Here is a 23,185-nt window from a genome sequence, read left to right on the forward strand (position 1 = left end):
TGGTGTTCATGCTCCCCCCGTTGTCTGCTGCGGCGTGATGGCCACGCCCTGCTCCACCAGCGCCTGAATCTGCGCGGCATCGAGCCCGGCCTCGGCCAGCAGCACGCGCGTGTGCTCGCCCAGGCGCGGCGGCATGGCAACTGGCGGGCGCTGTCCGTCAAAGCGCACGCCCACGCCGGGAAAGCGCATCGTGCCCAGGGCCGGGTCCTGCAGTTCCTCGAAGAAGCCGGTGGCGACCAGATGCGCATCACCGCGCAGCTCGTCGAGCCGCGCCACGGGTGCGGCGGGAATCTCCAGCCGCTCGCAGGCAGCGAGCCAGTAGGCGGTGCTGCGCCGGACCACATGGGTCGAGGCCAGCTCCAGCAGCTCGGCGATATGCGCGGTGCGCGCGGCGATGTCGGCAAAGCGCGGGTCGCTCGCGTGCTCGGGCGCGCCCACCTCGGCAAAGAAGCGCTGCCAGTGCAGGTCGGTGTAGGGCATCATGGCCACCAAGCCGTCGGCCGTGCGGTAGGGCCGGCGCCAGGGCGCGAGCACGCGCGGGTAGCCCGGGGCCGAGCGCGGCGGCTCGAAATGCTGGCCGTAGAAATGCTCGACAAGGTTGAAGCCCACCATGGACTCGAACATCGGCACCTCCACGAACGCGCCCTGGCCCGTGCGTTCGCGCCGCCACAGCGCCGCCAGGATGGCATGCGCCGCGATATGGCCGCAGGTCTTGTCGGCGGCGATGGTGGGCAGGTAGCGCGCCTCGCCACCCTGCCGGTCCATCAGGTCCGCCAGGCCCGACATGCCCTGGATCACGTCGTCGTACGCGGGCCGACCCGCATAGGGCCCGGGCAGAAAGCCCAGCAGGCTCGCATAGACCAGGCGCGGATGGCGGGCGCGCAGCACCTCGGGCGCAACGCCCAGGCTGGCGAGCTTTTGCGGGCGCATGCTGTGCATGAACACATCCGCCGTCGCAATGAGCGCCGCGAGCGCCCGCTGCGCCTCGGGGCGCTTCAGGTCCAGCGCCAGGCTTTTCTTGCTGCGGTTGGAGCCGAGGAACATGGCCGCCATGCCGGGCTCGGGCATGGGCCCCGTGTGGCGCGTGGAATCGCCCCCGGGCGGCTCGACCTTGATGACCTCGGCGCCGTAGTCGGCCAGCACCTGGCTGGCCAGCGGCCCGAAGATGACGCTGGACAGGTCCAGCACACGAACTCCCTGCAACGGCCCCATGCGCAACGCTCCACCGGCTTGATTGGTGGCGGGGATTATTGGAGCCGGGGATGGGCGCGTCCAATATTTATTGCGGCCTGGGCGATATGCGCCGGATATCGAGCCGCGGATGCAAGCAGGCCGGCAACCCGCGCCGCAGGCCCGCGCGGGCCGTGGACAAGCGCCCGCCTGCTTCATATTTGATAGCTGCTATCGCGCATGTGACAAGGGGTGGAGGCCGCTCTGGGCACAATTTTCCGCATGGGAACGCTCTACCTCGTGCGCCACGGCCAGGCCTCGTTTGGCGCCAAAGACTATGACCAGCTCAGCGAGCGCGGCCGGCAGCAGTCCGAACGCCTGGGCGCCTACTGGCGCGAGCGCGGCCTGCGCTTCGACGCCGTGCTCTGCGGTACCTTGCGCCGCCATGCGCAGACCCTGGAGGGCATCACCCAGGGGCTGGGCGGCGCGCCCGATCCGCTGCAGCTGCCGGGCCTCGACGAATACGACAGCCAGGCGCTGATCCACTGTGTGCACCCCGCGCCGCTGCCGCGCCCGGACACGCCCGAGCTCTACCGCCAGCATTTCCGCCTGCTGTGCGACGCGCTCGCACAGTGGATGGGGGGCACCATCAGCCCGGCGGGCATGCCCAGCTGGGACGACTTTGCCGGAGGCGTGCGCGCCGCGCTCGACCATGTGCGCCGTCGGCACCAGGGGCAGAACGTGCTGCTGGTCTCCAGCGGCGGCCCCATCGCGGCGGCCATCGGGCAGGTGCTGTCCACCCCGCCCGAGGTGACGATCGCGCTGAACATGCGCATACGCAACAGCGCCGTGACGCAGTTCAGCATCGGCAGCAAGCGCCTGATGCTGCAGACCTTCAATGGATTGCCGCACCTGGACCGCCCGGAGGACGCGGCCCTGGTCACTCACGCCTGAAGCGTCTCCTCCCAGCAGCAGCGGTTGCGGCCACCGCTCTTGGCCTCGTACAGCATGCGGTCGGCGCGCGCGTACAGCGTGCGCGCCTCATCCTGCGGCGCGAGCATGGCGCCGCCCACGCTGACCGTGACCACCTGCGCCACGCCGGACGCCACATGCGGCAGCGCGCGCTGGCGCACGCCCATGACCAGGCTCTGGCCCAGGGCCTGGGCATGGTCGGCACCGCTGCCGTAGAGCAGCACGGCGAACTCCTCGCCACCCACACGCGCCACCAGATCGAGCGGTCGGCCTATGCTGGCCAGCACCACCTGCGCCACCTGCTGCAGCACCGCGTCGCCCTGCTGGTGGCCATAGGTGTCGTTGTAGTTCTTGAAATGGTCCACATCCAGCAGCAGCAGGGCCAGCGGCTGGCCCTCGCGCCGCGCCTGGGCCATGAGCAGGCTCAGGTGGTGGTTGAACATGCGGCGGTTGTACAGCCCCGTGAGCGCATCGCGCATGGCCAGCCAATGCGCGTCGCCGCGGTAGAGGAACTGCTCGCGCCGCTGGTGTTCGCGCCAGTACGCGCCTGTGCCGAACACCAGCGCCGACAGCGCGAGCTGGAACCCCAGCTGCAGCATGGCCAGGCGCACGGCGGGCAGCGGCGCGATCCAGGCCAGCCCCAGCACGCAGGCCAGGTACAGCGCCGCGAGCGCGAGCTGCACCCACAGGCTGATCGCAAACGGCGACAGCAGCCCCAGCATGATGGCGACCAGGATCGCCGTCTCATGCGGCACGCCAAACAGCTTGTAGACATAGACCGCGAAGGCGGCGCCGCAGCTCACCACGGCCCCCGACGCAATCATCAGCACCTGCACCACGCGCAGCGGGGCCGGCCACAGCGCGCCGATCAGCGCGAGCGCGATGACGACCGCACCGCCCAGGCGCACCATGTGCAGCCATGTGAGCAGCGCCTGCTGCCCGGCCTGGAAGCCCACCGCGTCGAGGCGCCACAGGTCGACCAGGGCGTAACCGCCCCAGACCAGCAGGCAGAGGGCGCTGAACCACGCCACGCGCCGGTGCTCGTTGCTGCTGCTGTAGGCGCTGTATTCCGCTTCGAGCTCGGGGCCGAAACGCAGCCAGCGAAACCCCTCGCGCAACTGCTGCGCATAGCGCGTGGAGGATGCCGGCAGGGAGGGCATGGTTTGAAACATTTAGTTAAATTTGACCGATCACGGCGGTTTTACCACTGTTGCACCCATCCTCCGCAGGTTTCCTCGATACCGGCACGGTCTCAGTGGCGGCGCCGCAACCGGGGTGGCGCGGCCCTGGCCGGACCGTCGTGCGAACTATGGCGCGCCCGGCCCCGGCGCCAGCGTGCTCAGCGGCAGGGCGTGGATCTCGCCAAGCAGCTGGGCCAGCGCCTGCCCCGCAGCCTGGACCACGGCGCGGCCGCGCTCGGCCGTGGCGGCCGCGGCATTGCCCACGGCGCCCGCGGCCTGATAGTCCTGCATGGCCCAGCCCATCTTGGCGCTGCGCCCATTGCCCAGAATGGCAAAGCGCTCGGCCCGGTCCTGCGAGGTCGAGCGCCAGTCGCGCGCATGCTCCATGTGCACGGTCTCGGGCGCCAGGTGCAGCATCATCGAGGTCTCTATCTCCCCGCCGTGGATGCCGAAGCGGTGCTCTGCGGCGCTGAACTGCGCGCTCACCGCATCGGGCAGCGGCAGGCTGAACCAGCTGCTGCTGTAGACCAGCAGGTTGCAGCGCTGGCGCAGCTCGCGCGCCGCGATGTCCATGGGCGCCACGTTGCCGCCATGACCGTTGAACAGCAGCAGCTTTTTGATGCCGGCGCGCGCCACGCATTCGCCCAGCTCGCACCACAGCGCCAGCAGCGTGGCCGGAGTCAGCGTGAGCGTGCCGGGGTAGGACTGGTGCTCGGTGGACAGCCCCAGGTTCTGCGGCGGCAGGAACAGCACCGGCAGCTCGGGCGGCAGCAGCGCCAGCGCCGCATCGATCACGCCCTGCAGCAGCCGCGCGTCCACGTCCAGCGGCAGATGCGGCCCATGCTGCTCCACGGCCGCCACCGGCAGCACGGCCACGGTCTGCGCGGCCAGGCCCCAGCTGCGGGCCTCGGCAAAGTCACGCGTGGAGAGATCGGCCCAGAAGCGCGAGGGATATGACATGGCTCCAATGGTAGCCACATGAGTCCCCCCCATGGCGCCCCCCGGCTACCATTGGGAGCCCCGGGCCGGCACCGAAGGAACCAAACCGCCGCCGGGCCGCTCCCACCCTGCGACATGTTTCACCGACGCCTGCGGCACGCCCTGCCGACTCTTTTTTTGATAGCTGCCAGCGCCCTGTCCATGGGCGCAAAAGGCCAAATCAACCTCAAAACCACGGCCAACGCCGGCAGCAGCGTGGTGACCACCGAACAGGTGCGCGCCGAGCTCGTCGCCCAGGCGCCCGAGGGCGTGGCCCCGGGCAGGCCGCTGTGGCTGGGCCTGCAGTTCACGCACCGCCCCGACTGGCACACCTACTGGAAGAACCCCGGCGACTCGGGCCTGCCCACCGAGCTGCATTGGCAGCTGCCCCCGGGCATGGACGCGGGCGAGATCGCCTGGCCCGTGCCCAGGAAGATCCCCATAGGCCACCTGGCCAACTACGGCTACGAGGGCCAGGTGCTGCTGCCCGTGCCCGTCACCGTCTCGCCGGCCTTCAACCCCGGGCCGCTGGCCAAGGAGGTCACGCTGCGCCTGAAGGCCAACTGGCTGGTGTGCCGCCAGGAATGCATTCCCGAGGAGGGCGAATTCACGCTGCAGCTGCCGATTGAGGGCACGACGGCGCTGCACGCCGCCGCCTTTGACGCCGCGGCCCGCGCCCACCCCGTCACCATCCCCGCTGCCGAGGGCAGCGGCGCGCGCGTCGATGGCGACGCCGTGCTGCTGCGCGTAGCCGGCCTGCCCGCCGCGCTGCAGGGCCAGCAGCTCGACGTCTTCCCCGAGACCGCGGGCGTGACGCAGACCGCCGCCACCCCCAGCCAGCAATGGGACGGCGCCATCTGGACGGCGCGCGTGCCGCTCTCACCAGATCGCAGCGAGGGCCCCGAGCCGCTGCCCGTGACGCTGGCCCATGGCGGCCAGGGCTGGCGCGCCGAGCTGCCCGTGGCAGGCGGCTGGCCCGCACTCGCGCCGCTGACCGGCATGTCGCCCGCGCTCGAGGCCGCGCTCAAGGCCAATGCCGCCAATGCCTCCGCCAATGCAGCCCCACCACAACCCGCCAGCCACGCCCCGGCGCCGCTCGCCACCTGGCTGCTCGCGCTCGCGGGCGCGCTGCTCGGCGGGCTCATCCTCAACCTCATGCCCTGCGTGTTCCCGGTGCTGGCCATCAAGGTCGCGGGCTTTGCGCGCCATGCGCAGGACGCGCGCGCCCACCGCGTGAGCGGCCTGGCCTACACCGCGGGCGTGCTGCTGTCCTTTCTGGCGCTCGGCGCGCTCATGCTCTCGCTGCGCGCCGCGGGTGAGGCCGTGGGCTGGGGCTTTCAGCTGCAGTCGCCGGCCGTGGTGGCGACACTTGCCGCACTGTTCACGCTGATCGCGCTCAACCTGGGCGGCATGTTCGAGTTCCGCTCCATGCTGCCCTCGCGCCTGGCCGGCCTGCAGGCGCGCCACCCGGTGCTCGACGCCTTTCTGACCGGCGTGCTCGCCGTGGCCGTGGCCTCGCCCTGCACCGCGCCGTTCATGGGCGCCTCGCTCGGCCTCACGGCCACGCTGCCCGCGGGGCAGGCGCTCGCCATCTTTACCGCGCTGGGCCTGGGCCTGGCCCTGCCCTATCTGCTCGCGAGCTGGCTGCCCGGCTTTGCACGCCTGCTGCCGCGCCCCGGCGCGTGGATGGACACGCTGCGCCGCCTGCTCGCCTTCCCCATGCTGGCCACCGTGGTCTGGCTGGTCTGGGTGCTGGGCCAGCAAAGCGGCATCAACGGCGCGGCGGCGCTGCTGGCGCTGCTGGTGCTGCTCGCCATGGCCGTCTGGGCGCTCACGCTGCGCGGCCTGAGCCGGGCCGTGCTCGCTCCTCTATCCATAGCTGCCGGCGCTTGGCTGCTGTGGGCCTGGGGCCCAAAAATCATTGAAATCGAAGCCGCCCCCACAGCCCAGGCGGCCGCGCCCGGCGAAGCGGGCTGGCAGCCCTGGCGCGCCGGCCTGGCCGACGAAATCCTGGCCCAGGGCCGGCCCGTGTTCGTGGACTACACGGCCGCCTGGTGCGTGACCTGCCAGTACAACAAGAGCACCACCCTGGCGCGCCCCGAGGTGCTGCAGGACTTCGCCGCCAAGCGCGTGGCCCTGCTGCGCGCCGACTGGACGCGGCGCGACCCGGCGATCACCGCCGCGCTGGGCGAGCTCGGGCGCAGCGGCGTGCCCGTCTACGTGCTGCTGGCGCCGGGCCGCCCGCCCGTGGTGTTCTCCGAGATCCTCGGCACCGACGCGCTGCGCGCCGCCCTGGCCGCGCTCTGACCGGGAGCGCCGGCGTCCCGCCGGCCGGGGCCTGGCCGTGGACATGCGTGGATGCCGGTATTGCTGTCGTAATAATAAGGGACGTTCACCATGTACCAGCTCAAACTCACCCAGATCGGCAACTCCATGGGCGCGGTGTTTCCGCGCGAGCTGCTCAACCGGCTGCAGCTGGACAAGGGCGACTCGCTCTACGTGACCGAAACCCCCGACGGCCTGCGCATCACCAAATACAACCCCGAGTTTGCGCAGCAGATGCAGGCCGCGCGAGGTCATCGTCGCCATCCATGAGATGCAGCTGGCCGAACACGGCGGCCTGGAGGGCGTGCGCGACGCCGGTCTGCTCGACTCCGACCTGGGACGGCCGCAAAACCTGGCCGCCTACGGCCAGCCCGACGCCGCCTCCCTGGCCGCAGCCTACGGCTGGGGCGTCTCGCGCACCCCCCCTTCATCGACGGCAACAAGCGCACCGGCTTTGTGGCCACCGAGCTGTTTTTGAACCTGAATGGCTACGAGCTCACCGCCACCGATGCCGACTGCGTGCTCACCATGCTCGCCGTCGCCGCGGGCGAGCTGCCCGAAGACGACTTTGCCGCCTGGCTGCGCCAGCACGCCCGCCCCCGCGCAGATCGATCTGCTGATTGAAGCCGCGCGCGCCAACTGGCGCGGCGGAGCGAGGTGCATGGGAGCGCCAGCATCTTGCCGGCATGCCGGCGGGACGCCGGCGCTCCCGATGACGGCGCTCCCGATGACGCCCGCCGTGGCCCCCATTCCGGCTGGGGATAATCGCGGCCATGTTGTCGTTGCTGCGTCCCGGCCCCCTGGCCGCCGCCCTTGTCGGCCTGGGTTGCCTCCTGACCCATCCGGCATGGGCCGGCTCCCCGCATGAAGCCCCCACGCCCCGCCCTTTCAGCCAGCCCGCACCGCTGGCGCAGGAGCTGCGCCACAAGATGCAGTCGCCCCTGGTGCGCGAGCTGCAGGTGCGCCTGCGCCACGCCAAATACCTGGCGCTGTATGACGTGGATGACCGCTACGGCCTGCAAACGCGCGAGGCCGTGCGCAAGTTTCAGAAGGACCATGGCCTGCGCCCCACGGGCATCGTGGACCAGGCGACCTGGGACAGGCTGCTGCCCAGGTCGCACCAGCCCACGGCGGCGGAGTTGAACAACACCGACGTGGGCCCCTGGTTCACCGGCCCGGGCCAGGTGGGCTACATGAAGGAGCTGCAGCATCGCCTGAAGCAGCTGGGCCACTACCAGGGCAGCGTGGACGGCCGGTACGACGCGGCCACGCAGCGGGCCATCAGCGGCTTTCGCACCGCCGTGGGCCTGCCGGCCAGCCCGGTGATGGACGAGCGCACCTGGGCGCGCCTGATCACCAAGACGCGCAACCCACGCTACGCCCAGCTGTTCGACCAACCGCCCGCGAGCACGCTGACGCAGGAGCTCGACCCGCGCTGCGCCACGGGCCGCGTGGTGTGCATCTCGTGGGCGCAGAAGAAGATGTCGCTGGTGGTCGATGGCCGCCCGCTGTTCACGCGCGTGGCGCGCTTTGCGCGCCCGGGCTGGGAGAGCGAGCGCGGCGAGTTCCGCATCTGGTACATGAACAGCGACACGGTCTCGACCATCTTCGGCGAGCGCACGCCCATGCCCTACGCCATCTTCTACGACAAGAACGTGGCCATCCATTACTCGGACGACTTCGACCAGGTGGGCTACGAGGGCGGCTCGCACGGCTGCAGCCAGCTCAACGACTACCAGACGGCCAAGTGGCTGTATGAGCAGGTCAAGGTGGGCGACAGGGTCGTCGTCTATTGAGCGCCCGGCGGGGCTGCGACAATCGGCCCCCATGACGACCTCCTTCGCCCCCCTGCAGAACGACACCTTCCTGCGCGCCTGCCTGCGCCAGGCCACCGACTACACCCCACTGTGGCTGATGCGCCAGGCCGGGCGCTACCTGCCCGAGTACCGGGCCACGCGCGCCAGGGCCGGCAGCTTCATGGGCCTGGCGACGAATGTGGACTTCGCCACCGAGGTGACGCTGCAGCCGCTCGATCGCTTCCCGCTCGATGCGGCGATCTTATTCAGTGACATCCTCACCGTGCCCGACGCCATGGGCCTGGGCCTGTCCTTTGCCCAGGGCGAGGGCCCGCGGTTTGCCAAGGTCGTGCGCGACGAGGCCGCCGTGGCCCAGCTCACCGTGCCCGACATGGACAGGCTGCGCTATGTGTTCGACGCCGTGACCAGCATCCGCCGCGCGTTGAATGGCCGCGTGCCGCTGATCGGCTTCTCGGGCAGCCCCTGGACGCTGGCCTGCTACATGGTCGAGGGCGGCGGCAGCGACGATTACCGCCTGGTCAAGAGCCTGATGTACAGCCGCCCGGATCTGATGCACCGCATCCTGGCCGTGAATGCCGATGCCGTCGCCGCCTACCTGAACGCCCAGATTGCCGCCGGCGCCCAGGCCGTGATGGTGTTCGACAGCTGGGGCGGCGTGCTGGCCGACGGGTGCTTCCAGCAGTTCAGCCTGGCCTACACGGCGCGCGTACTCGCGCAGCTCAAGCGCACCGGCGTCGACGGCCAGAGCGTGCCGCGCATCGTCTTCACCAAGGGCGGCGGCATCTGGCTGGACGACATGAAAAACCTCGATTGCGAGGTGCTGGGCCTCGATTGGACGGCCAACCTGGGCCGCGCGCGCGCCATCGTCGGCGGCAGCGTGGGCGGCCCAGGCAAGGCGCTGCAGGGCAATATCGACCCCAACGTGCTGTTTGCCCCGCCCGAGGCCGTGGCCGCCCAGGCGCGCGCCGTGCTCGACAGCTTTGGCCAGCCGCACACCGACCGCGGCACGACCGGCCCCACGCATATCTTCAACCTGGGCCACGGCATCAGCCAGCACACCCCGCCCGAGCATGTGGCGGCCCTGGTGGAGGCGGTGCACAGCCATTCGCGCAGCCTGCGTGGGTTGTGAGCGCCGACTAACACGAACTATCGCAAGGGCGCCGGTTATGCACATGCAGGCGCGGCTGTCACCGCGACGACAGAAGCCGGCCCTCACGTGCGACGCCCCCGGCAAAAAAATCCGAGATGGCGCTAAGTGCTTGATTCACAAGGACGTAAAACCCATGCTGATTTTGTCGGCAATCCAAGCAAAGCATGTGGCGACAAGGGTTTGCGCACCATGACCCGTGGATATCAACAAAGTTATCCACAGAAATCCTGAACTTTCACGGAATCCTCCGCAAAATCAAGCACTTGCCGCCGAATGTGCAAGGAATACCCCATCTTCGGTATGTCGCCCTAGCACATTTCCAGGCTGGTCTGCGCTATTGACAAACCAGTTGTGCACATGTTTGACGCGGCGGCGTCCTCGAATGTGCTCCGGACGACAATGTCTGCCGCCAGGGCGCGCACATGACAAAGATCATTGATTCATAAGGGGTTTTCTTTGATTGCAGGGATGAATGCGCTAGCAGCGGAGCACGCCGCCACGCGGCTTGCGGGCCGTTCTGCGCGCTTTTTCAACAAAGTTATCCACAGATTCGCCCTGTTGCGCACATCGCAGGCGCGCGCGGCCCATGAAACGGGCGAGGGGTGCTCTGGTTTTTGTGGTGCGCTGCCGGCCATCAGGCGCGCGGGCGCGCCGGCCTCCCGCCATCGCCAGGGCCGCTGAACCATGCCGGACTGCACTCCGCCCACGCCCGCCCACCTGCTGCAGGTGGCCGTCAGCACCCCGGCGCACAGCGCCGTGGGCGAGCCACTGAGCTACGCCAGCCCCACGCCCCTGCCGCCGGGTACGCTGGTGCGCGTGCCGCTGGGCCGGCGCGAGGTGCTGGGCGTGGTCTGGGATGCGCCCGACGCGCCGCCCGCCCTGCCCGAGGGCATGGCGCCGCGCGCCGTGGCCGGCGTGCTCGACGGCGTGGCGCCGCTGGACGCCGCCTGGCGCCGCCTCGTGGGCTTTGCGGCGCGCTACTACCAGCGCGCCCTGGGCGAGGTGGCCCTGGCCGCGCTGCCGCCGCAGCTGCGCGAGCTCACGCCCGAGCAGCTGGGGCGGCGCATGCGCAGGGCCGCCCCCGCATTGCCCCCTCTCCCGTCAGCGGGAGAGGGCGGGGGTGAGGGTGTCGGCTCAGCCCCCCCTCACCCCAACCCTCTCCCCCCAGGGGGAGAGGGAGCGGCTGCCGTGCATCTCAGCGCCGAGCAGGCAGACGCCGCGGCCCAGGTGGATGCCAACCCCGGTCCGTTTCTGCTGTTCGGCAGCACCGGCAGCGGCAAGACCGAGGTCTACATGCACTGCGTGGCGCGGGCGCTGGCCGCCAGCCCCCAGGCCCAGGCACTGGTGATGGTGCCGGAGATCAACCTCACGCCCCAGCTCGAGGAGCGCTTTCGCGCGCGCTTTGCGCCGCTCTATGGCGCGGGCGCCGTGGTCAGCCTGCACAGCGGCATGACCAACCCGCAGCGCCTCAAAAGCTGGCTGGCCGCGCACCAGGGCGCGGCGCGCATCGTGCTGGGCACGCGCATGGCGGTGTTTGCCAGCCTGCCGGGGCTCTCGCTCATCGTCGTGGACGAGGAGCATGACGCGAGCTACAAGCAGCAGGAGGGCGCACGCTACTCGGCGCGCGACCTGGCCGTCTGGCGCGGGCGCGAGCAGGCGGCCAAGGTGATCCTGGGCAGCGCCACGCCGTCGCTCGAGAGCTGGCACGCGAGCAGCCCCGAGGTGGGCCGCTACCAGCGCCTTTGCATGCCCAGCCGCATAGGCTCGGGCCGGCTGCCGCGCCTGCGCCTCGTGGACATGGGCCAGCAGCCGCGCGGCGCGGTGTTTGCGCCGCCGCTCCTGGCCGCCATCACCGAGCGGGTGGAACGCGGCGAGCAATGCCTGGTGCTGCTCAACCGCCGCGGCTTTGCCCCGGTGCTGCACTGCCACGCCTGCGGCTGGAAGAGCGACTGCCCGCATTGCAGCGCGCACCAGGTGTTCCACAAGGTGGACCGCACGCTGCGCTGCCACCACTGCGGCTTTGCCCAGCGCGTGCCGCGCGCCTGCCCCGCCTGTGGCAACCCCGACATCGCCCCCGTGGGCCGGGGCACGGAGCAGCTCGAGGAGCAGCTGGCCGCGCTGCTCAGAAACGTCATCACCCCGGATCGCCGCGCCGCGCGCGTGGCGCGCATAGACGCCGACACCACCAAACACAAGGGGGCGCTCGAGCAGCAGCTCGCCCAGGTACACGCGGGCGAGGTGGATGTGCTCGTGGGCACGCAGATGATCGCCAAGGGCCATGACTTTCGGCGCATCACGCTGGTGGCGGCCGTGCAGCCCGACGGCGCGCTGTTTTGCAGCGACTTTCGCGCGCCGGAACGCCTGTTTGCCCTCTTGATGCAGGCCGCGGGCCGCGCCGGGCGCGACGCGCGCTACGTGGCCAACCAGGAGAGCGCGCCCGAGATGTGGCTGCAGACCTGGCACCCGGACCACGCCGTCTACGCCGCGCTGCGCCGCCACGACTACCCAGCCTTTGCCACGCAGCAGCTGGCCGAGCGCCGCACGGCCGGCATGCCGCCCTTTGCCTACCAGGCCCTGGTGCGCGCCGACGCGCGCAGCCAGGAGACGGCCCAGGCCTTTTTGCAGGCCGCGGCCGAGGCCGCGCGCGCGACCGAGCTGCCGGGCATGGACCAGGTCTTCATCTTCCCGCCCGTGCCGCTGGCCGTGCAGCGCGTGGCCGATGTGGAGCGCGCCCAGATGCTGCTCGAGAGCCCAAGCCGCGCGGCGCTGCAGCGCTTTCTGGCGGCCTGGCAGGCGCTCTTGCACGCCGAGCGCGCCCGGCACAGGGGGCTGGTGCGCTGGCTGGTGGACGTGGACCCGCAGGCGATCTGAACGTCACAGTGCACGGGCTCCGGGTTTCCCCGCATGGCCCGCGCGCCGCCTTGGACGCACAGTGCGGCCCCGGTCCACGAGACCGTTTTTTTGTTTTTGGGAATCCACATGAACTTCCAAGCGTTTCGCATGTCCCTGGTGGCCGCGGCCATCGCCCTTGCCGGTTGCGCCGGCGTCCCCTCCACCACCCAGGCGCAGGACACGCGCGCCGCGCCCGCCACGGCGGCCCAGCCCGCCGCGGCCAAGCCGCATGTGGTGGTGCTGGCCACGGGCGGCACGATTGCGGGCGCGGGCGCATCGGCCATGAACAGCGCCACCTACACGGCCGCCAAGGTGCCGGTGGACAAGCTGCTCGCGGGCCTTCCCGAACTCGGCAACGTCGCGCGCGTGAGTGGCGAGCAGGTGTTCCAGATCGCCTCCGAAAGCTTTGCCAACGACAACCTGCTGACCCTGGCCAAGCGCGTCTCGCAGCTCGCCAAGCAGGCCGATGTGGACGGCATCGTCATCACCCACGGCACGGACACGCTGGCCGAGACCGCGTTCTTCCTGAGCCTGACGGTGCACACCGACAAGCCGATCGCCGTCGTCGGCAGCATGCGCCCGGGCACGGCGCTGTCGGCCGACGGCGCGCTCAACCTCGTCAACGCCGTGAGCGTGGCCGCGTCCAAGGACGCGCGCGGCAAGGGTGTCTTGATCACCATGGCCGACCAGATCCAGGCCGCGCGCGACACCAACAAGGACATCAATATCGAGACCAATGCCTTCCAGAGCCAATGGGGTTCTCTCGGCATGGTCGTCGAGGGCAGGAACTACTGGTTCCGCGCGCCCGTCAAGCGCCACACCATGCAGTCGGAGTTCAACATCGACGACATCACCAGCCTGCCCTCGGTGGAGATCGTCTACTCCTACGGCAACGTGCAGCCCACGGCCGTCAACGCGCTCGTGAACGCGGGCGCCAAGGCCATCATCCACGCCGGCACGGGCAATGGCTCGGTGGCCAACCGCATGGTGCAGCCGCTGCGCGACGCCCAGGCCAAGGGCGTGTTCATCGTGCGCGCCTCGCGCGTGCCCTATGGCTTCGTGCTGCGCAACGCCGAGCAGCCCGACGACAAGTACGACTGGGTCGTGGCCCACGACATGCGCCCCGAGAAGGCGCGCATCCTGGCCATGCTGGCCCTGGCCAAGGGCACGAACACCAAGGAACTGCAGCGCATGTTCTGGGAATATTGAGCCGCGTGCAGGCCCTGACGAGAACGCCCCATTTGGGGCGTTTTTTTACTTGCATCACATGACAGACAAGCGCAGGTGGTGTCCAGCGCATATTTGCCGTCTCTCGCGGATCAGATCTCGCCGCGCAGACTGTCCAGAAACTTCAGCAGGTAGCGGTTGACCTCATCCGGGCACTCCATCTGCACCATGTGGCCCGCGTTGGGAATCATCGCCACCTCGCGCAGATCAGGGAACTGGGCACGCATCAGCGAGATGGGATCGTCGCCGTGGAAGGCTTCGAGATCGATATCGCGTTCGCTGCCGATGAAGAATGCCGGCACCCGGCTCTGCACGCCCTCGTAGGGTTTGCGCTGGGACCATTTCAGGTCCATGGCGCGGTAGTAGTTCAATCCACCGGTGAAACCGGTGCGACTGTACTCGCTCACGAAATACTCCATCTCCAGATCGTTCATCCAGCGCCACGGCAGCGGCGGCGGTTCCGGCAGTGCGTCGAGATAGGTGGTGCCGGGCGGGTGCCTGAACACGGCGGCCATCTCGTAATCGCCGCTGAGCGCGTAGAACACCTTGTTGAGGAATTCCCGCGGCGCCGCGTTGAGCGCCGCATCCGCCGGGCCCGGCTCGCGGAAATATTCGATATGGAGGAAATGCTGCTTGGCGATCTCGGCGTACTCCGTCAACGGCGGCACGTCGGGATTGTGGGGCGCGGCGGGATTCTCCAGCCCGATCACCGCGATCACGCGCTCGGGCGCGCGCAGCGCCAGGTCGTACACCGCGAAGGCGCCGAAATCCAGGCCGACGAATACCGCCCGCTGTTCGCCGATATGGTCGAGCAGCCCAAGCAGGTCGGCGACGATGGGGTCGACGCCATAGGCTTCGACCTCGGCGGGGGCGGAGGTCTGCCCCATGCCGCGCATATCCGGCGCGATCACCCGCCAGCCGGCCGCCGCCAGTGCCGCGATCTGATGGCGCCAGCTGAACCAGAGGTGAGGAAAACCATGGCACAACACCACCGGCACCCCTTCCCCCTGCTCCACGTAATGCATGTGAATGCCGTTGATGTCGGTGTGCCGGTGGGTCCACTCAATCATTGTCTCTCTCCGCTGCACATTGTGGGCGCCTGCATGGGCATGGGCATGGGCGCGCTGCCGCGCACCCGGTTTATGGAGCGCATCGTACAAGGGATGCGACGGACTGCCACAGCCCAGCAGTGCGGCGCCTGCGAATGCGAACAGGGAGAATGAATGGCGGCCGGCCGCGGGCGGGTCACCGCTTCTTGGTGGCGTAGGCGGCCAAGTCGTCGTAGCGCTGGGTGATGAAGGGGAACCCGTCATCCCCGCGCAAGCGGGGATCCAGGTGCCACACAAGCAGTTGCTTCGTCACTGCGGTGGATCCCCGCTTGCGCGGGGATGACGGTGGGTTTCGCAGGCATCGCTACTTGAGCCGTTTCTGAAGCACGCGACAGCCCAGCTGCCGCAGATCCTGCGCAAACGCATCGGACATCAGGTAGGCAAACTCCACGGGCCGCTGGCGGCCTATGGCGTCGCCCTCGACCTCGGCGGACGCGGGGTGGCACATGATCAGGCCGCCCTCGCCCATCTGGGCAAGCCAGGCGCGCATGTGCGCGCCGTAGGCCTCGGGGCTGGGCGCGTCAAAGCCGTAGACGCCGCCAAAGCCCTGGTTCATGGCCAGGCCCGCGCGGCGCAGCCTGCGTGTGGTCGTCCAGCCGCCCAGCAGCGCGATGACGCCGGCCTTGGGGTCGCGCCACAGCGCGCCCGCGGGCGCCGTGGAGCGCACCCAGGGCAGGTTCTGCGCCCCATAGCGCCGCCGCAGCTCGGCCAGCATGGCCGCGCGCACGCCGGGCAGTTGGTGCACATGCTGGTGGCCGTCGACATAGTCGGGCGGCGCACCGATCGCGTCCTCGAACGCGTCGAGCTGCGCGCGCCAGGCGTCCTGCACCCGCGCGGGCGCCAGGCGCCGCAGATAGGCCGCGGCCAGCAGCGGGCCGAGCGCGCGCGCCTCGCAGGCGCCGCCGTGGGACTCGGTAAGGTTGAAGTGCAGGCCCAGCTGCAGGCGCGCGCGCAGGGGCAAAAGCCGTGGCGCGGCGGCGCGCCAGCCGGGGGCGGTGGTCATGCAGCTCGTGGCCGACAGGCGGCCGGCCTCGGCCAGGCGCAGCACGGCCTCGTCCACCAGCGGATGCAGCGCGTAGTCGTCGGCGCAGAGGATCAGGCCGCGGCCGGCGCCGTTCATGCGCGCCTCCGAAAGGCCCAGAACTTGGCCAGCACAAAGGTGGCCAAGGCCACCAGCACCAGCACGCCGGCCAGGCTCCACAGGTAATGCCAGTGCAGCCAGTCGAGGGCGATGGCGTAGAGCAGCTCGTTGGCCACGAAGGACAGGCAGGCCACGGCAAAGTAGCGCGCCACCACGCCCCAGCCGCGCGCACGCGCGCTGGCGAAGGTGAGCAGCGCGTGGCCGTTGTAGCTCACGACGAAGGCCACGAGAAACGCCAGCACGTTGGCGACGAGCGGCGCCATGCGCGTGGCCTGCACGAGCAGCGCCACCACCGCCAGATGCGTGGCCGCCGCGCAGCCGCCCACGACCACGAACTGCAGCGGCTGGGGCAGCAGCGCCAGGCGCCGCGCCAGAAGGCTTGCCACGCTCATGCGTCGCGCCAGGGGCTGCGGTCTTCGTCGCGCGCGACGACGTAGGTCGGGCGCTGCTTGACCTCGTCGTAGATGCGCCCGATGTACTCGCCCAGGATGCCGATGGACATGAGCTGCACGCCCGAGAACAGCATGATGCCGGCCGCCAGCGTGGGCCAGCCGGCCACGCTGACACCGAACAGCAGGGCGTCGAGCGCGATCCACAGGCCGTACAGCAGCGCCAGCGCGGCGACCATGGCGCCGACGATGCTCCACATGCGCAGCGGCAGCGTGGTGAACGATGTCAGGCCCAGCAGCGCCAGCGAGCCCAGGCTGCGCAGGCTGAAGCTCGACTGCCCGCCAGCGCGGTCGAGCGGCACGAATGGCAGGGCCACGGAGCGAAAGCCCACCCAGGCGTACAGCCCCTTCATGAAGCGGTGGTGCTCGGGCAGGGCGTTGAGGGCGTCGGCCACGCGCCGGTCCATCCAGCGGAAGTCGCCCGCATGGGGCGGCACCTTGACCTTCTTGCCGGCGTTGAGCAGGCCGTAGAACACACCCGTGCCCAGGCGCTTGGTGCCGCTCTCGGCGGCGCGGTCAGCGATCACGCCGTAGACCATGTCATAGCCCGCGAGCCACAGCTCGTGCATCTGCGGCAGCAGCTCCAGCGGGTGCTGGAAGTCCGCATCGATGAGCAGCACGGCATTGCCGCGCGCATGCGCCAGTCCCGCGGACAGCGCCGCCTCCTTGCCGAAGTTGCGCGACAGGGCCAGGTAGCGCAGCGGCAGCTCGGCAGCCAGGCGCAGCGCGATATCGTGCGTGGCATCCCTGCTGCCGTCGTTGACGACGATGATCTCGAACTCGGGCGTGAGCCGCTGCACCGCCTGCGCGAGCGCACGCACAAAGGCCTCGAGGGTGCTCTCCTCGTTGTGCGCGGGCACCACGCAGCTCAGGCGCAGGGGCGCACGCGGCAGCGGGGCCGGCGGCGCGGCCGGCGCGTATTCGGCGTAGTAGTCGCTGCGCGGTGTGACGCGGTAGGGGGCGGCGGATTCGGTCATGGCGGCGATTGTCCCAAGGATTCTTCCAAGTCTTGACCCGCACTGGCGTGTGCGGGGGCGGCATCGACGTCATAGACCGCATAGGCCCAGGCCTGCGGGCGCGGAAAGCGCCAGCCGCTGCGCTGCAGCCGCAGCACATGGGGCCGTGGTGCCTGGCCGCGCGCGGCCAGCCAGTCCTGCGCCTGCCGCTGGCAATCGGTGGCCGGCTGCGGCGTGGCCACGGGCCCCAGCGGGCACAGGAGCAGGCCGTTGTCCCGCCGCCAGTCGCCCAGGGCCGACAGGCGCGCGATGTCGGTATCGGGCAGGCCCGGTATGGTGAGCAGATGCGGCTGTGCGTAGAAGGCCAGCATGGCGTTCTCGGCCCAGTCGCCGCCCACCCAGGCCAGCCGCTGGCCGGGGTGGCGCGCCTGCCATTCCTGCACGATGGCGCGCGCGGCATCCTGCGTGGGCCGGTAGTAGCCCCTGTCGCCGCGCAACGCGCTCACCGTGGCCGCCACCACGCCCAGCAGCAGCACCACGGCCAGCACCGGCCACCAGGCGCGCGCCAGGCGCTCGCGCACCCGGTCGGCCGCCGCTGGCGCCTGCTGCTGCAGGTTGCGCAGCCACAGCAGCGCAAACGCATAGCCGATCGGTATCGCCCAGGGGGTGGACAGCTCCACCACGCCGGCCACGCCAAAGGCCAACGTCAGCGCCCAGGGCATGAAGGCGAGCCAGAACAGCACGTCGCTGCCGCCCTGCGGCCACCAGCTGCGCAGCAGCAGGCGCGCGGCCAGGCGCGGCCAGGGCGTGCCGTCGTGGCGCGCCTGCACGCGTGCCCAGACCAGGCACAGCGCAAGCCAGGCCGGCAGCCAGTAGAACAGCGGCGCGAGCGCAAAGCGCGCCACATAGCGCCAGGACGCACGCCCGCCGCCCTGGTCCATGGCATAGCCCAGCGGCGCCCAGTCGTGCGAGGCCACCCAGGCCAGATGGGGCCAGAGCGCCAGACCGAACACCGCCAGCGCCAGATAGGGCCGGGGCGTGGCCAGCCAGCGCCGGCCGTCCGGGTGCACAAGAATGGGCAGCAGAAAGCCCGCCAGGAACACCCCGCTGTAGTACTTGCTGAGCATGCAGGCCGCGGCCACCAGGCCCAGCCAGGCGCTGAACCAGGCGCCGCGCCAGCCGCGCTCCTGCCAACTTGCGAGCAGCAGCGCCGCGGCCCAGGGCCAGAGCGACAGCAGCTGGCTGTTGGCGTTGAACTTGCCCGCCAGATTCGTGTAGGGCAGGCTCCACAGCAGGAGCAGCGCACCCCAGGGCGCGAGCGCCCCGAGCTTCAGGCGTCGCCCCAGCGCCCACACGCCGAGCAGCCCCACGAACACGTTGGCGTAGGACAGCAGGCGGTAGGCCAGATCGTTCTGCGGCAAGAGCGCAAACCACAGCCCCACCACCCAGGCGAAGAACGGCGGGTGCTTGTGCGTGCCCCAGCGCAGCGGCTGGGACCAGGCGTAGTTCTCCAGCATGTCGTTGTAGCCGTCGAGGTTGGCGCTGGCCAGCCAGGACACGCCGGCCCAGACCAGACAGGCGCCGACAAGCCAGAACAGGACGCGGGGCGCGGGCGCGGCAGCAGTTGCCAGGGAAGCGGAGGAGGACATTGGAATTTCAGGTCAGCAGCGCCACGGCCGCAGAAAAGCTGATGAAGGCCAGCGCCGTGGACACCATGATGATGCGTGCCACGCGCCCGCCATGCGCGCCAAAGCGCTCGACGAGCAGCGACACATTGCTCGCGCTCGGCAGGGCCGCGAGCAGCACCAGCACGGCGAGCGTGAAGTCGGACAGCGGCGCACCCAGCGCCTGGGCCAGGCGCGCCACGGCCCAGACGAGCAGCGGATGCACGAGCAACTTGGCGAGCGCAATCGGCACATACTGGCCCGGCGGCACATGTTCATGCTGGTTCATCTGCGAGCGCGCGAGCACCGCGCCAATCGTGAACAGCGCCACGGGCGAGGCCGCGCCCGCGAGCATGGCCACCGTCTGGTCCACGGGCGCGGGCAGCCGCCAGTGCAGCGCCGAGGCCAGGCCGCCCAGCGCAATGGCCCAGGGCATGGGGTTCACGGCCATGCCGCGCGCGGCGTTTCTGAGCGCCACGGCCACGCCATGCGCGCCCGCGCCCTCCAGGCGCGACAGCGCAATGCAGGCCGAGCTGGTGATCACCAGATCCACCGTCAGCACCACGATCACGGTGCCGGCGCTGGCCTCGCCCATGAGCGCGACGAGCAGCGGCAGGCCCATGAAGCCGGTGTTGGGAAAGGCCGCCACCAGGGCGCCGAAGGCGGCATCGTTCCAGCCCCTGCGGCGCAGCGTGAGGGCCACCGTGCCCGCCACCATGAGGCACGCGCACAGCAGGTAGACGCCGGCCGCCGCCGGGTCGAGCAGCCGGGCGATGGGCGTCTGCGCGCCGAAGCGGTAGAGCATGGCGGGCAGCGCGAAGTACAGCACAAAGCCGTTGAGCCCGCCGATGGCGGACGCGTGCAGCGCCCCGCCGCGCGTGGCCAGGTAGCCGCACAGCACGAGGGCGAAGAAGGGAAATGTGACCAACAGTACGGAGAGCACGGGCGGCATTCTCGCCGACGCGCCTTCCGCTACCATGCAAGCCTCGCCATCGTGGAGGGATCGCAATGCTGACCACGCTCGCCTACACCATGATTCTGGTCTTCATGGCGCTGATCATGACCAAGCGCCTGTCGGCGATGGTGGCGCTGATCCTCGTACCCATCGTGTTCGGCCTGCTCGGCGGGTTCGGCATGAGCCTGGGGCCGATGATGCTCGACGGCATCAAGAAGCTCGCACCCACGGGCGTGATGCTGATGTTCGCCATCCTCTACTTCGGCATCATGATCGACGCGGGCCTGTTCGACCCGGTGGTCAGGCTGGTGCTGCGCATCGTGGGCGGCAGCCCGACCAAGATCGTCGTGGGCACCTTTCTGCTGGCCGCGGGCGTGTCGCTCGACGGCGACGGCTCCACCACCTACATGATCACCTGCGCGGCCATGCTGCCGCTGTACCAGCGCCTGGGCCTCAACCGCCTGGTGCTGGCTTGTGTGGTGATGATGGCCGGCCAGCTCATGAACATCCTGCCCTGGGGCGGCCCGACGGCACGCGCGGTGAGCGCACTGAACGTGGAGATGGGCCAGGTCTTCGTGCCCATGATCGCGCCCATGGTGATCACGGCCGCATGGTGCACCTTCGTCGCCTTCATCCTGGGGCGGCGCGAGGCCCGGCGGCTGGGCGCCGTGAGCCTGGGCGACGCGCAGGTCAGCAGCCAGTCCATCGCCGAGGTCACGGGCGGCGACCCCACGCTGACGCGACCGCGGCTGCTGTGGGTCAACGCCCTGCTCACGCTCGCGCTCATGGTGCTGCTGGTCATGGACGTATTCCCGCTGCAGGTGCTGTTCATGGTGGCGTCGGCCATCGCGCTGATGCTCAACTACCCCAGCCTGCAGCAGCAGAAGGAGCGGCTCGAGACCCATGCCGTGAACATCGTTCCCGTGGTCTCGCTGATCTTTGCCGCCGGCATCTTCGTGGGCATTCTCTCGGGCACCAAGATGGTCGACGCCATCGCCAACAGCGTGATCGCCATGGTGCCCGACTGGATGGGGCCGTACATGGCGGTGGTCACGGCGGTGCTCAGCATCCCGTTCACCTTCTTCATCTCCAACGACGCCTTCTACTTCGGCATCCTGCCCATCCTTGCCAAGACGGCCGCGGTCTATGGCATTGGCGCGACCGAGATCGCGCGTGCCTCGCTCGTGGGCCAGCAGGTGCACCTGCTGAGCCCGCTCGTGGCCTCGACCTATCTGCTGGTGGGGCTGGCCGGCGTGGAGTTCGGTGACCACCAGCGCTTCACGCTGCTGTGGGCGCTGTCGGCCGCCTTCGTGATGCTGGCGGCCATGCTCGTCCTCGGCGTCATTCCACTGGTCGGGAGCGCACCATGAACCACGACATCCGCACCATCCTCTACGCATCCGATCTCGGCGAGGGCTGCGAGGCCGCGCTGGCCTACGCCATCGGCCTGGCCGACCGCCTGGGCGCGCGCCTGCGCGTGCTCACGGTGATCGAGGACCAGCGCGAGCGCTCGCTGATCGATCTCGAAGAGCATGTGCCGCAGCCCGCGCTCGATCGCTACCACGACCAGCGCGCGGTGCGCACATTGGCGCACATCGAGGCGCAGATCGCCGAGTTCTACGCCGCGCGTGGCGGCGCCGCACCGCGCCAGCCCGTCACCGAACTCATAGTGCACGAGGGTGACGATGTGCCGCAGGCCATCCTGGACGAGGCCGACCGGGGCCATGCCGACCTGATCCTCATGGCCTCGCGCGGCAAGGGCGTGCTCGCCAGCCTGCTGCTGGGGTCGGCCACGCAGGAGGTGCTGCGCCGCACGCGCAAGCCGCTGCTGCTCATACCCGTGGGGGAATGATGCGCAGCCGCCCGGCCCACCTCTCCCGCCGCGCCATGCTGGGCCATGCCCTCGGCGGCATGACGACGCTCGGCCTGTCGCCCCTGGCAGCACTCGCGCAGGCCGAGAACGAGCTGCTCCACTACGCCCCGCGCGCCAGACCACCCGCGGGCTACCCGGCCGCCTACGCCACCACCGTGCGCGCCGCCGAGGACGAGGGCAGCCTGATCGTGCATTCCACCACCGACGAGCGCGCGGCCGCGCCCCTCGTCGCGGACTTCCGGCGCCTGTACCCGCGCGTCTCCGTCAGCTACGAGGACCTGGGCAGCACCGAGCTCTACCACCGCTTCATCGCCGAAAACCAGCTCGGCCGCGAGGCCGCGGACGTGCTCTGGAGCTCGGCCATGGACCACATGGTGGCGCTTGCCACGGCCGGGCACGCGCTGGCCTACGACTCGCCCGAGCGGGCCCACCTGCCCGCCTGGGCGCAGTGGCAGGGCCGCCTGTGGGCCACCACCTACGAGCCCGTGGTCTTCGCCCACCACAAACCATCCCTGCCCGAGGCCGAGGCGCCGCGCAGCCACGCGGCGCTGGCGCCGTGGCTGGCAGGGCAGAGGGACATGGCGGGCAGCGTGGTGAGCTACGACATCCAGAAATCCGGCCTGGGCTACTTCCTCGCGACGCAGGACGCGGCCGCCGACGGCAACACCTTTTGGGCCACGGCCCAGGCCCTGGGGGCCTCGCGGCCGCACCTGCTGCTGACCACCGCCGCCATGGTGCGCCAGCTCTCCACGGGCCGCGCGCGCTTCGGCATGAACCTGCTGGGCGCCTATACCGTGGCGCAGGCGCACGACGAGCCCGCGCTGGGCGTGGTCTTTCCGGAGGACTACACGCTGGTCACCTCGCGCGTGCTGCTGCTCAACGCCCGCGCCGCCCACCCCAACGCCGCGCGCCTGTGGCTGGACTATCTGCTGTCGCAGCGCGGGCAGTCGGTGATGGCCAGTGCCTCGCGCCTCTACGCGCTGCGCGAGGACGCCAGGGGCGAGACCACCGGCGCGGCGCTGCGCAAGCTGCTGGGCGCGCGCGCCCGTCCCGTGGCACTGGCACCGGAGCTGGCGGCACCTCTGGCCAACGCCGCGTACCGCGACTTCATCCTGCGCTGGCGGGCGGCCATGGGGGTGAGGGGGCCGGGGCCGGGGCGGGGATAATCGCGGGTTTCGCCCGATTCTTCTTTGGGCTCAGGTAGCGACATCCGTTGATTGCGCCCCATACTTGGACAGCCGGCCGTCATCCCCGCGAAGGCGGGGATCCACAGCAGTGACAAACCAAGGATTGGGGTGACGCCTGGATCCCCGCCTTCGCGGGGAT

Annotated in this window: 19 protein-coding genes and 1 pseudogene; 11 read left to right on the forward strand and 9 right to left on the reverse strand. The window is 70.2% G+C overall.

The window, feature by feature from the left end; translation table 11 throughout:
* Positions 1–6 precede the first annotated feature (6 nt).
* On the reverse strand, positions 7–1,212 hold the full coding sequence (locus tag ABUE11_RS16190) for a CoA transferase (protein ID WP_367066406.1): 1,206 nt from the start codon (positions 1,210–1,212) through the stop codon (positions 7–9).
* A gap of 240 nt (positions 1,213–1,452) precedes the next feature.
* Here ABUE11_RS16190 and ABUE11_RS16195 point away from each other — a divergent pair, with 240 nt between their 5' ends.
* Positions 1,453–2,124, forward strand: coding sequence for a histidine phosphatase family protein (locus tag ABUE11_RS16195; protein WP_367066407.1), 672 nt, complete (start codon positions 1,453–1,455; stop codon positions 2,122–2,124).
* Here the strand turns inward: ABUE11_RS16195 and ABUE11_RS16200 are convergent.
* Both ABUE11_RS16200 and ABUE11_RS16205 read right to left on the reverse strand, forming a co-directional pair.
* Entirely contained in the window at positions 2,115–3,302 is a 1,188-nt protein-coding gene (locus ABUE11_RS16200; protein ID WP_367066408.1) for a GGDEF domain-containing protein, read from the reverse strand. The two genes, ABUE11_RS16195 and ABUE11_RS16200, sit on opposite strands and share 10 nt — an antisense overlap.
* Before the next feature lie 147 nt (positions 3,303–3,449).
* Positions 3,450–4,283: a creatininase family protein gene (locus ABUE11_RS16205; RefSeq protein ID WP_367066409.1), complete on the reverse strand. Its 834-nt coding sequence runs from the start codon at positions 4,281–4,283 to the stop codon at positions 3,450–3,452.
* Positions 4,284–4,463: 180 nt separating this feature from the next.
* Here ABUE11_RS16205 and ABUE11_RS16210 point away from each other — a divergent pair, with 180 nt between their 5' ends.
* From ABUE11_RS16210 to ABUE11_RS16240, 7 genes and pseudogenes are all read left to right on the forward strand, one after another.
* Entirely contained in the window at positions 4,464–6,608 is a 2,145-nt protein-coding gene (locus ABUE11_RS16210; protein ID WP_367066410.1) for a protein-disulfide reductase DsbD domain-containing protein, read from the forward strand.
* Between the two features lie 90 nt (positions 6,609–6,698).
* Positions 6,699–6,896 carry an AbrB/MazE/SpoVT family DNA-binding domain-containing protein gene (locus ABUE11_RS16215; RefSeq protein ID WP_367066411.1) on the forward strand — a complete coding sequence of 66 codons (198 nt, stop codon included), beginning with the start codon at positions 6,699–6,701 and terminating at the stop codon, positions 6,894–6,896.
* A gap of 1 nt (position 6,897) precedes the next feature.
* A pseudogene (locus ABUE11_RS16220) lies at positions 6,898–7,250 on the forward strand (type II toxin-antitoxin system death-on-curing family toxin).
* 149 nt (positions 7,251–7,399) lie between these two features.
* The gene (locus ABUE11_RS16225) at positions 7,400–8,422 is read left to right on the forward strand and encodes a peptidoglycan-binding protein (RefSeq protein ID WP_367066412.1); all 1,023 of its coding nucleotides are present in this window, start codon (positions 7,400–7,402) and stop codon (positions 8,420–8,422) included.
* A 31-nt stretch (positions 8,423–8,453) separates the two neighbouring features.
* Entirely contained in the window at positions 8,454–9,572 is a 1,119-nt protein-coding gene (gene hemE / locus ABUE11_RS16230) for a uroporphyrinogen decarboxylase (RefSeq protein ID WP_367066413.1), read from the forward strand.
* A gap of 705 nt (positions 9,573–10,277) precedes the next feature.
* Entirely contained in the window at positions 10,278–12,464 is a 2,187-nt protein-coding gene (gene priA / locus ABUE11_RS16235) for a primosomal protein N' (protein ID WP_367066414.1), read from the forward strand.
* Between the two features lie 108 nt (positions 12,465–12,572).
* Complete coding sequence (locus ABUE11_RS16240) at positions 12,573–13,694, forward strand: type II asparaginase (RefSeq protein WP_367066415.1); 1,122 nt, start codon at positions 12,573–12,575, stop codon at positions 13,692–13,694.
* A gap of 110 nt (positions 13,695–13,804) precedes the next feature.
* On the opposite strand, the gene ABUE11_RS16245 is transcribed toward ABUE11_RS16240, so the two are convergent.
* The 6 genes from ABUE11_RS16245 to ABUE11_RS16270 all read right to left on the reverse strand — a co-directional run bounded on the left by ABUE11_RS16245 (position 13,805) and on the right by ABUE11_RS16270 (position 19,974).
* Positions 13,805–14,782 carry an alpha/beta hydrolase gene (locus tag ABUE11_RS16245; protein WP_367066417.1) on the reverse strand — a complete coding sequence of 326 codons (978 nt, stop codon included), beginning with the start codon at positions 14,780–14,782 and terminating at the stop codon, positions 13,805–13,807.
* A 343-nt stretch (positions 14,783–15,125) separates the two neighbouring features.
* Entirely contained in the window at positions 15,126–15,941 is an 816-nt protein-coding gene (locus ABUE11_RS16250) for a ChbG/HpnK family deacetylase (RefSeq protein ID WP_367066418.1), read from the reverse strand.
* A complete protein-coding gene (locus ABUE11_RS16255; RefSeq protein WP_367068848.1) occupies positions 15,938–16,348 on the reverse strand; it encodes a GtrA family protein in 411 nt (136 codons plus the stop codon). The genes ABUE11_RS16250 and ABUE11_RS16255 overlap by 4 nt, the downstream gene beginning before the upstream one ends.
* Positions 16,349–16,350: 2 nt before the next feature.
* Positions 16,351–17,388, reverse strand: a complete 1,038-nt coding sequence (locus ABUE11_RS16260; RefSeq protein ID WP_367066420.1) for a glycosyltransferase family 2 protein — start codon at positions 17,386–17,388, stop codon at positions 16,351–16,353.
* A complete protein-coding gene (locus ABUE11_RS16265; RefSeq protein ID WP_367066422.1) occupies positions 17,385–19,016 on the reverse strand; it encodes a glycosyltransferase family 39 protein in 1,632 nt (543 codons plus the stop codon). Before ABUE11_RS16265 ends, ABUE11_RS16260 begins: the two co-directional genes overlap by 4 nt.
* 7 nt (positions 19,017–19,023) lie before the next feature.
* Entirely contained in the window at positions 19,024–19,974 is a 951-nt protein-coding gene (locus ABUE11_RS16270) for an AEC family transporter (RefSeq protein WP_367066423.1), read from the reverse strand.
* A 65-nt stretch (positions 19,975–20,039) separates the two neighbouring features.
* Here ABUE11_RS16270 and ABUE11_RS16275 point away from each other — a divergent pair, with 65 nt between their 5' ends.
* From ABUE11_RS16275 to ABUE11_RS16285, 3 genes are read left to right on the forward strand one after another with little or no spacing between them, the layout of a single operon-like run.
* The gene (locus ABUE11_RS16275; RefSeq protein WP_367066424.1) at positions 20,040–21,356 is read left to right on the forward strand and encodes a citrate:proton symporter; all 1,317 of its coding nucleotides are present in this window, start codon (positions 20,040–20,042) and stop codon (positions 21,354–21,356) included.
* Positions 21,353–21,838 (forward strand): universal stress protein, encoded by a 486-nt coding sequence (locus ABUE11_RS16280; RefSeq protein ID WP_367066425.1) that lies wholly within the window; start codon positions 21,353–21,355, stop codon positions 21,836–21,838. The genes ABUE11_RS16275 and ABUE11_RS16280 overlap by 4 nt, the downstream gene beginning before the upstream one ends.
* Complete coding sequence (locus ABUE11_RS16285) at positions 21,835–23,025, forward strand: ABC transporter substrate-binding protein (RefSeq protein WP_367066426.1); 1,191 nt, start codon at positions 21,835–21,837, stop codon at positions 23,023–23,025. The genes ABUE11_RS16280 and ABUE11_RS16285 overlap by 4 nt, the downstream gene beginning before the upstream one ends.
* Positions 23,026–23,185: the final 160 nt, after the last annotated feature.

The sequence above is a fragment of the Oryzisolibacter sp. LB2S genome (assembly GCF_040732315.1).
Taxonomy (GTDB): Bacteria; Pseudomonadota; Gammaproteobacteria; order Burkholderiales; family Burkholderiaceae_C; genus Alicycliphilus; species Alicycliphilus soli.

Coding starts and splice junctions, on each gene's coding strand:
- ABUE11_RS16195 (WP_367066407.1), top strand. CDS start 1,453: ATGGGAACGCTCTACCTCGTGCGCCACGGCCAGGCCTCGTTTGGCGCC.
- ABUE11_RS16250 (WP_367066418.1), bottom strand. CDS start 15,941: ATGAACGGCGCCGGCCGCGGCCTGATCCTCTGCGCCGACGACTACGCG.
- ABUE11_RS16225 (WP_367066412.1), top strand. CDS start 7,400: ATGTTGTCGTTGCTGCGTCCCGGCCCCCTGGCCGCCGCCCTTGTCGGC.
- ABUE11_RS16265 (WP_367066422.1), bottom strand. CDS start 19,016: ATGTCCTCCTCCGCTTCCCTGGCAACTGCTGCCGCGCCCGCGCCCCGC.
- hemE (WP_367066413.1), top strand. CDS start 8,454: ATGACGACCTCCTTCGCCCCCCTGCAGAACGACACCTTCCTGCGCGCC.
- ABUE11_RS16215 (WP_367066411.1), top strand. CDS start 6,699: ATGTACCAGCTCAAACTCACCCAGATCGGCAACTCCATGGGCGCGGTG.
- ABUE11_RS16280 (WP_367066425.1), top strand. CDS start 21,353: ATGAACCACGACATCCGCACCATCCTCTACGCATCCGATCTCGGCGAG.
- ABUE11_RS16240 (WP_367066415.1), top strand. CDS start 12,573: ATGAACTTCCAAGCGTTTCGCATGTCCCTGGTGGCCGCGGCCATCGCC.
- ABUE11_RS16210 (WP_367066410.1), top strand. CDS start 4,464: ATGGGCGCAAAAGGCCAAATCAACCTCAAAACCACGGCCAACGCCGGC.
- priA (WP_367066414.1), top strand. CDS start 10,278: ATGCCGGACTGCACTCCGCCCACGCCCGCCCACCTGCTGCAGGTGGCC.
- ABUE11_RS16285 (WP_367066426.1), top strand. CDS start 21,835: ATGATGCGCAGCCGCCCGGCCCACCTCTCCCGCCGCGCCATGCTGGGC.
- ABUE11_RS16275 (WP_367066424.1), top strand. CDS start 20,040: ATGCTGACCACGCTCGCCTACACCATGATTCTGGTCTTCATGGCGCTG.
- ABUE11_RS16260 (WP_367066420.1), bottom strand. CDS start 17,388: ATGACCGAATCCGCCGCCCCCTACCGCGTCACACCGCGCAGCGACTAC.
- ABUE11_RS16200 (WP_367066408.1), bottom strand. CDS start 3,302: ATGCCCTCCCTGCCGGCATCCTCCACGCGCTATGCGCAGCAGTTGCGC.
- ABUE11_RS16245 (WP_367066417.1), bottom strand. CDS start 14,782: ATGATTGAGTGGACCCACCGGCACACCGACATCAACGGCATTCACATG.
- ABUE11_RS16190 (WP_367066406.1), bottom strand. CDS start 1,212: ATGGGGCCGTTGCAGGGAGTTCGTGTGCTGGACCTGTCCAGCGTCATC.
- ABUE11_RS16205 (WP_367066409.1), bottom strand. CDS start 4,283: ATGTCATATCCCTCGCGCTTCTGGGCCGATCTCTCCACGCGTGACTTT.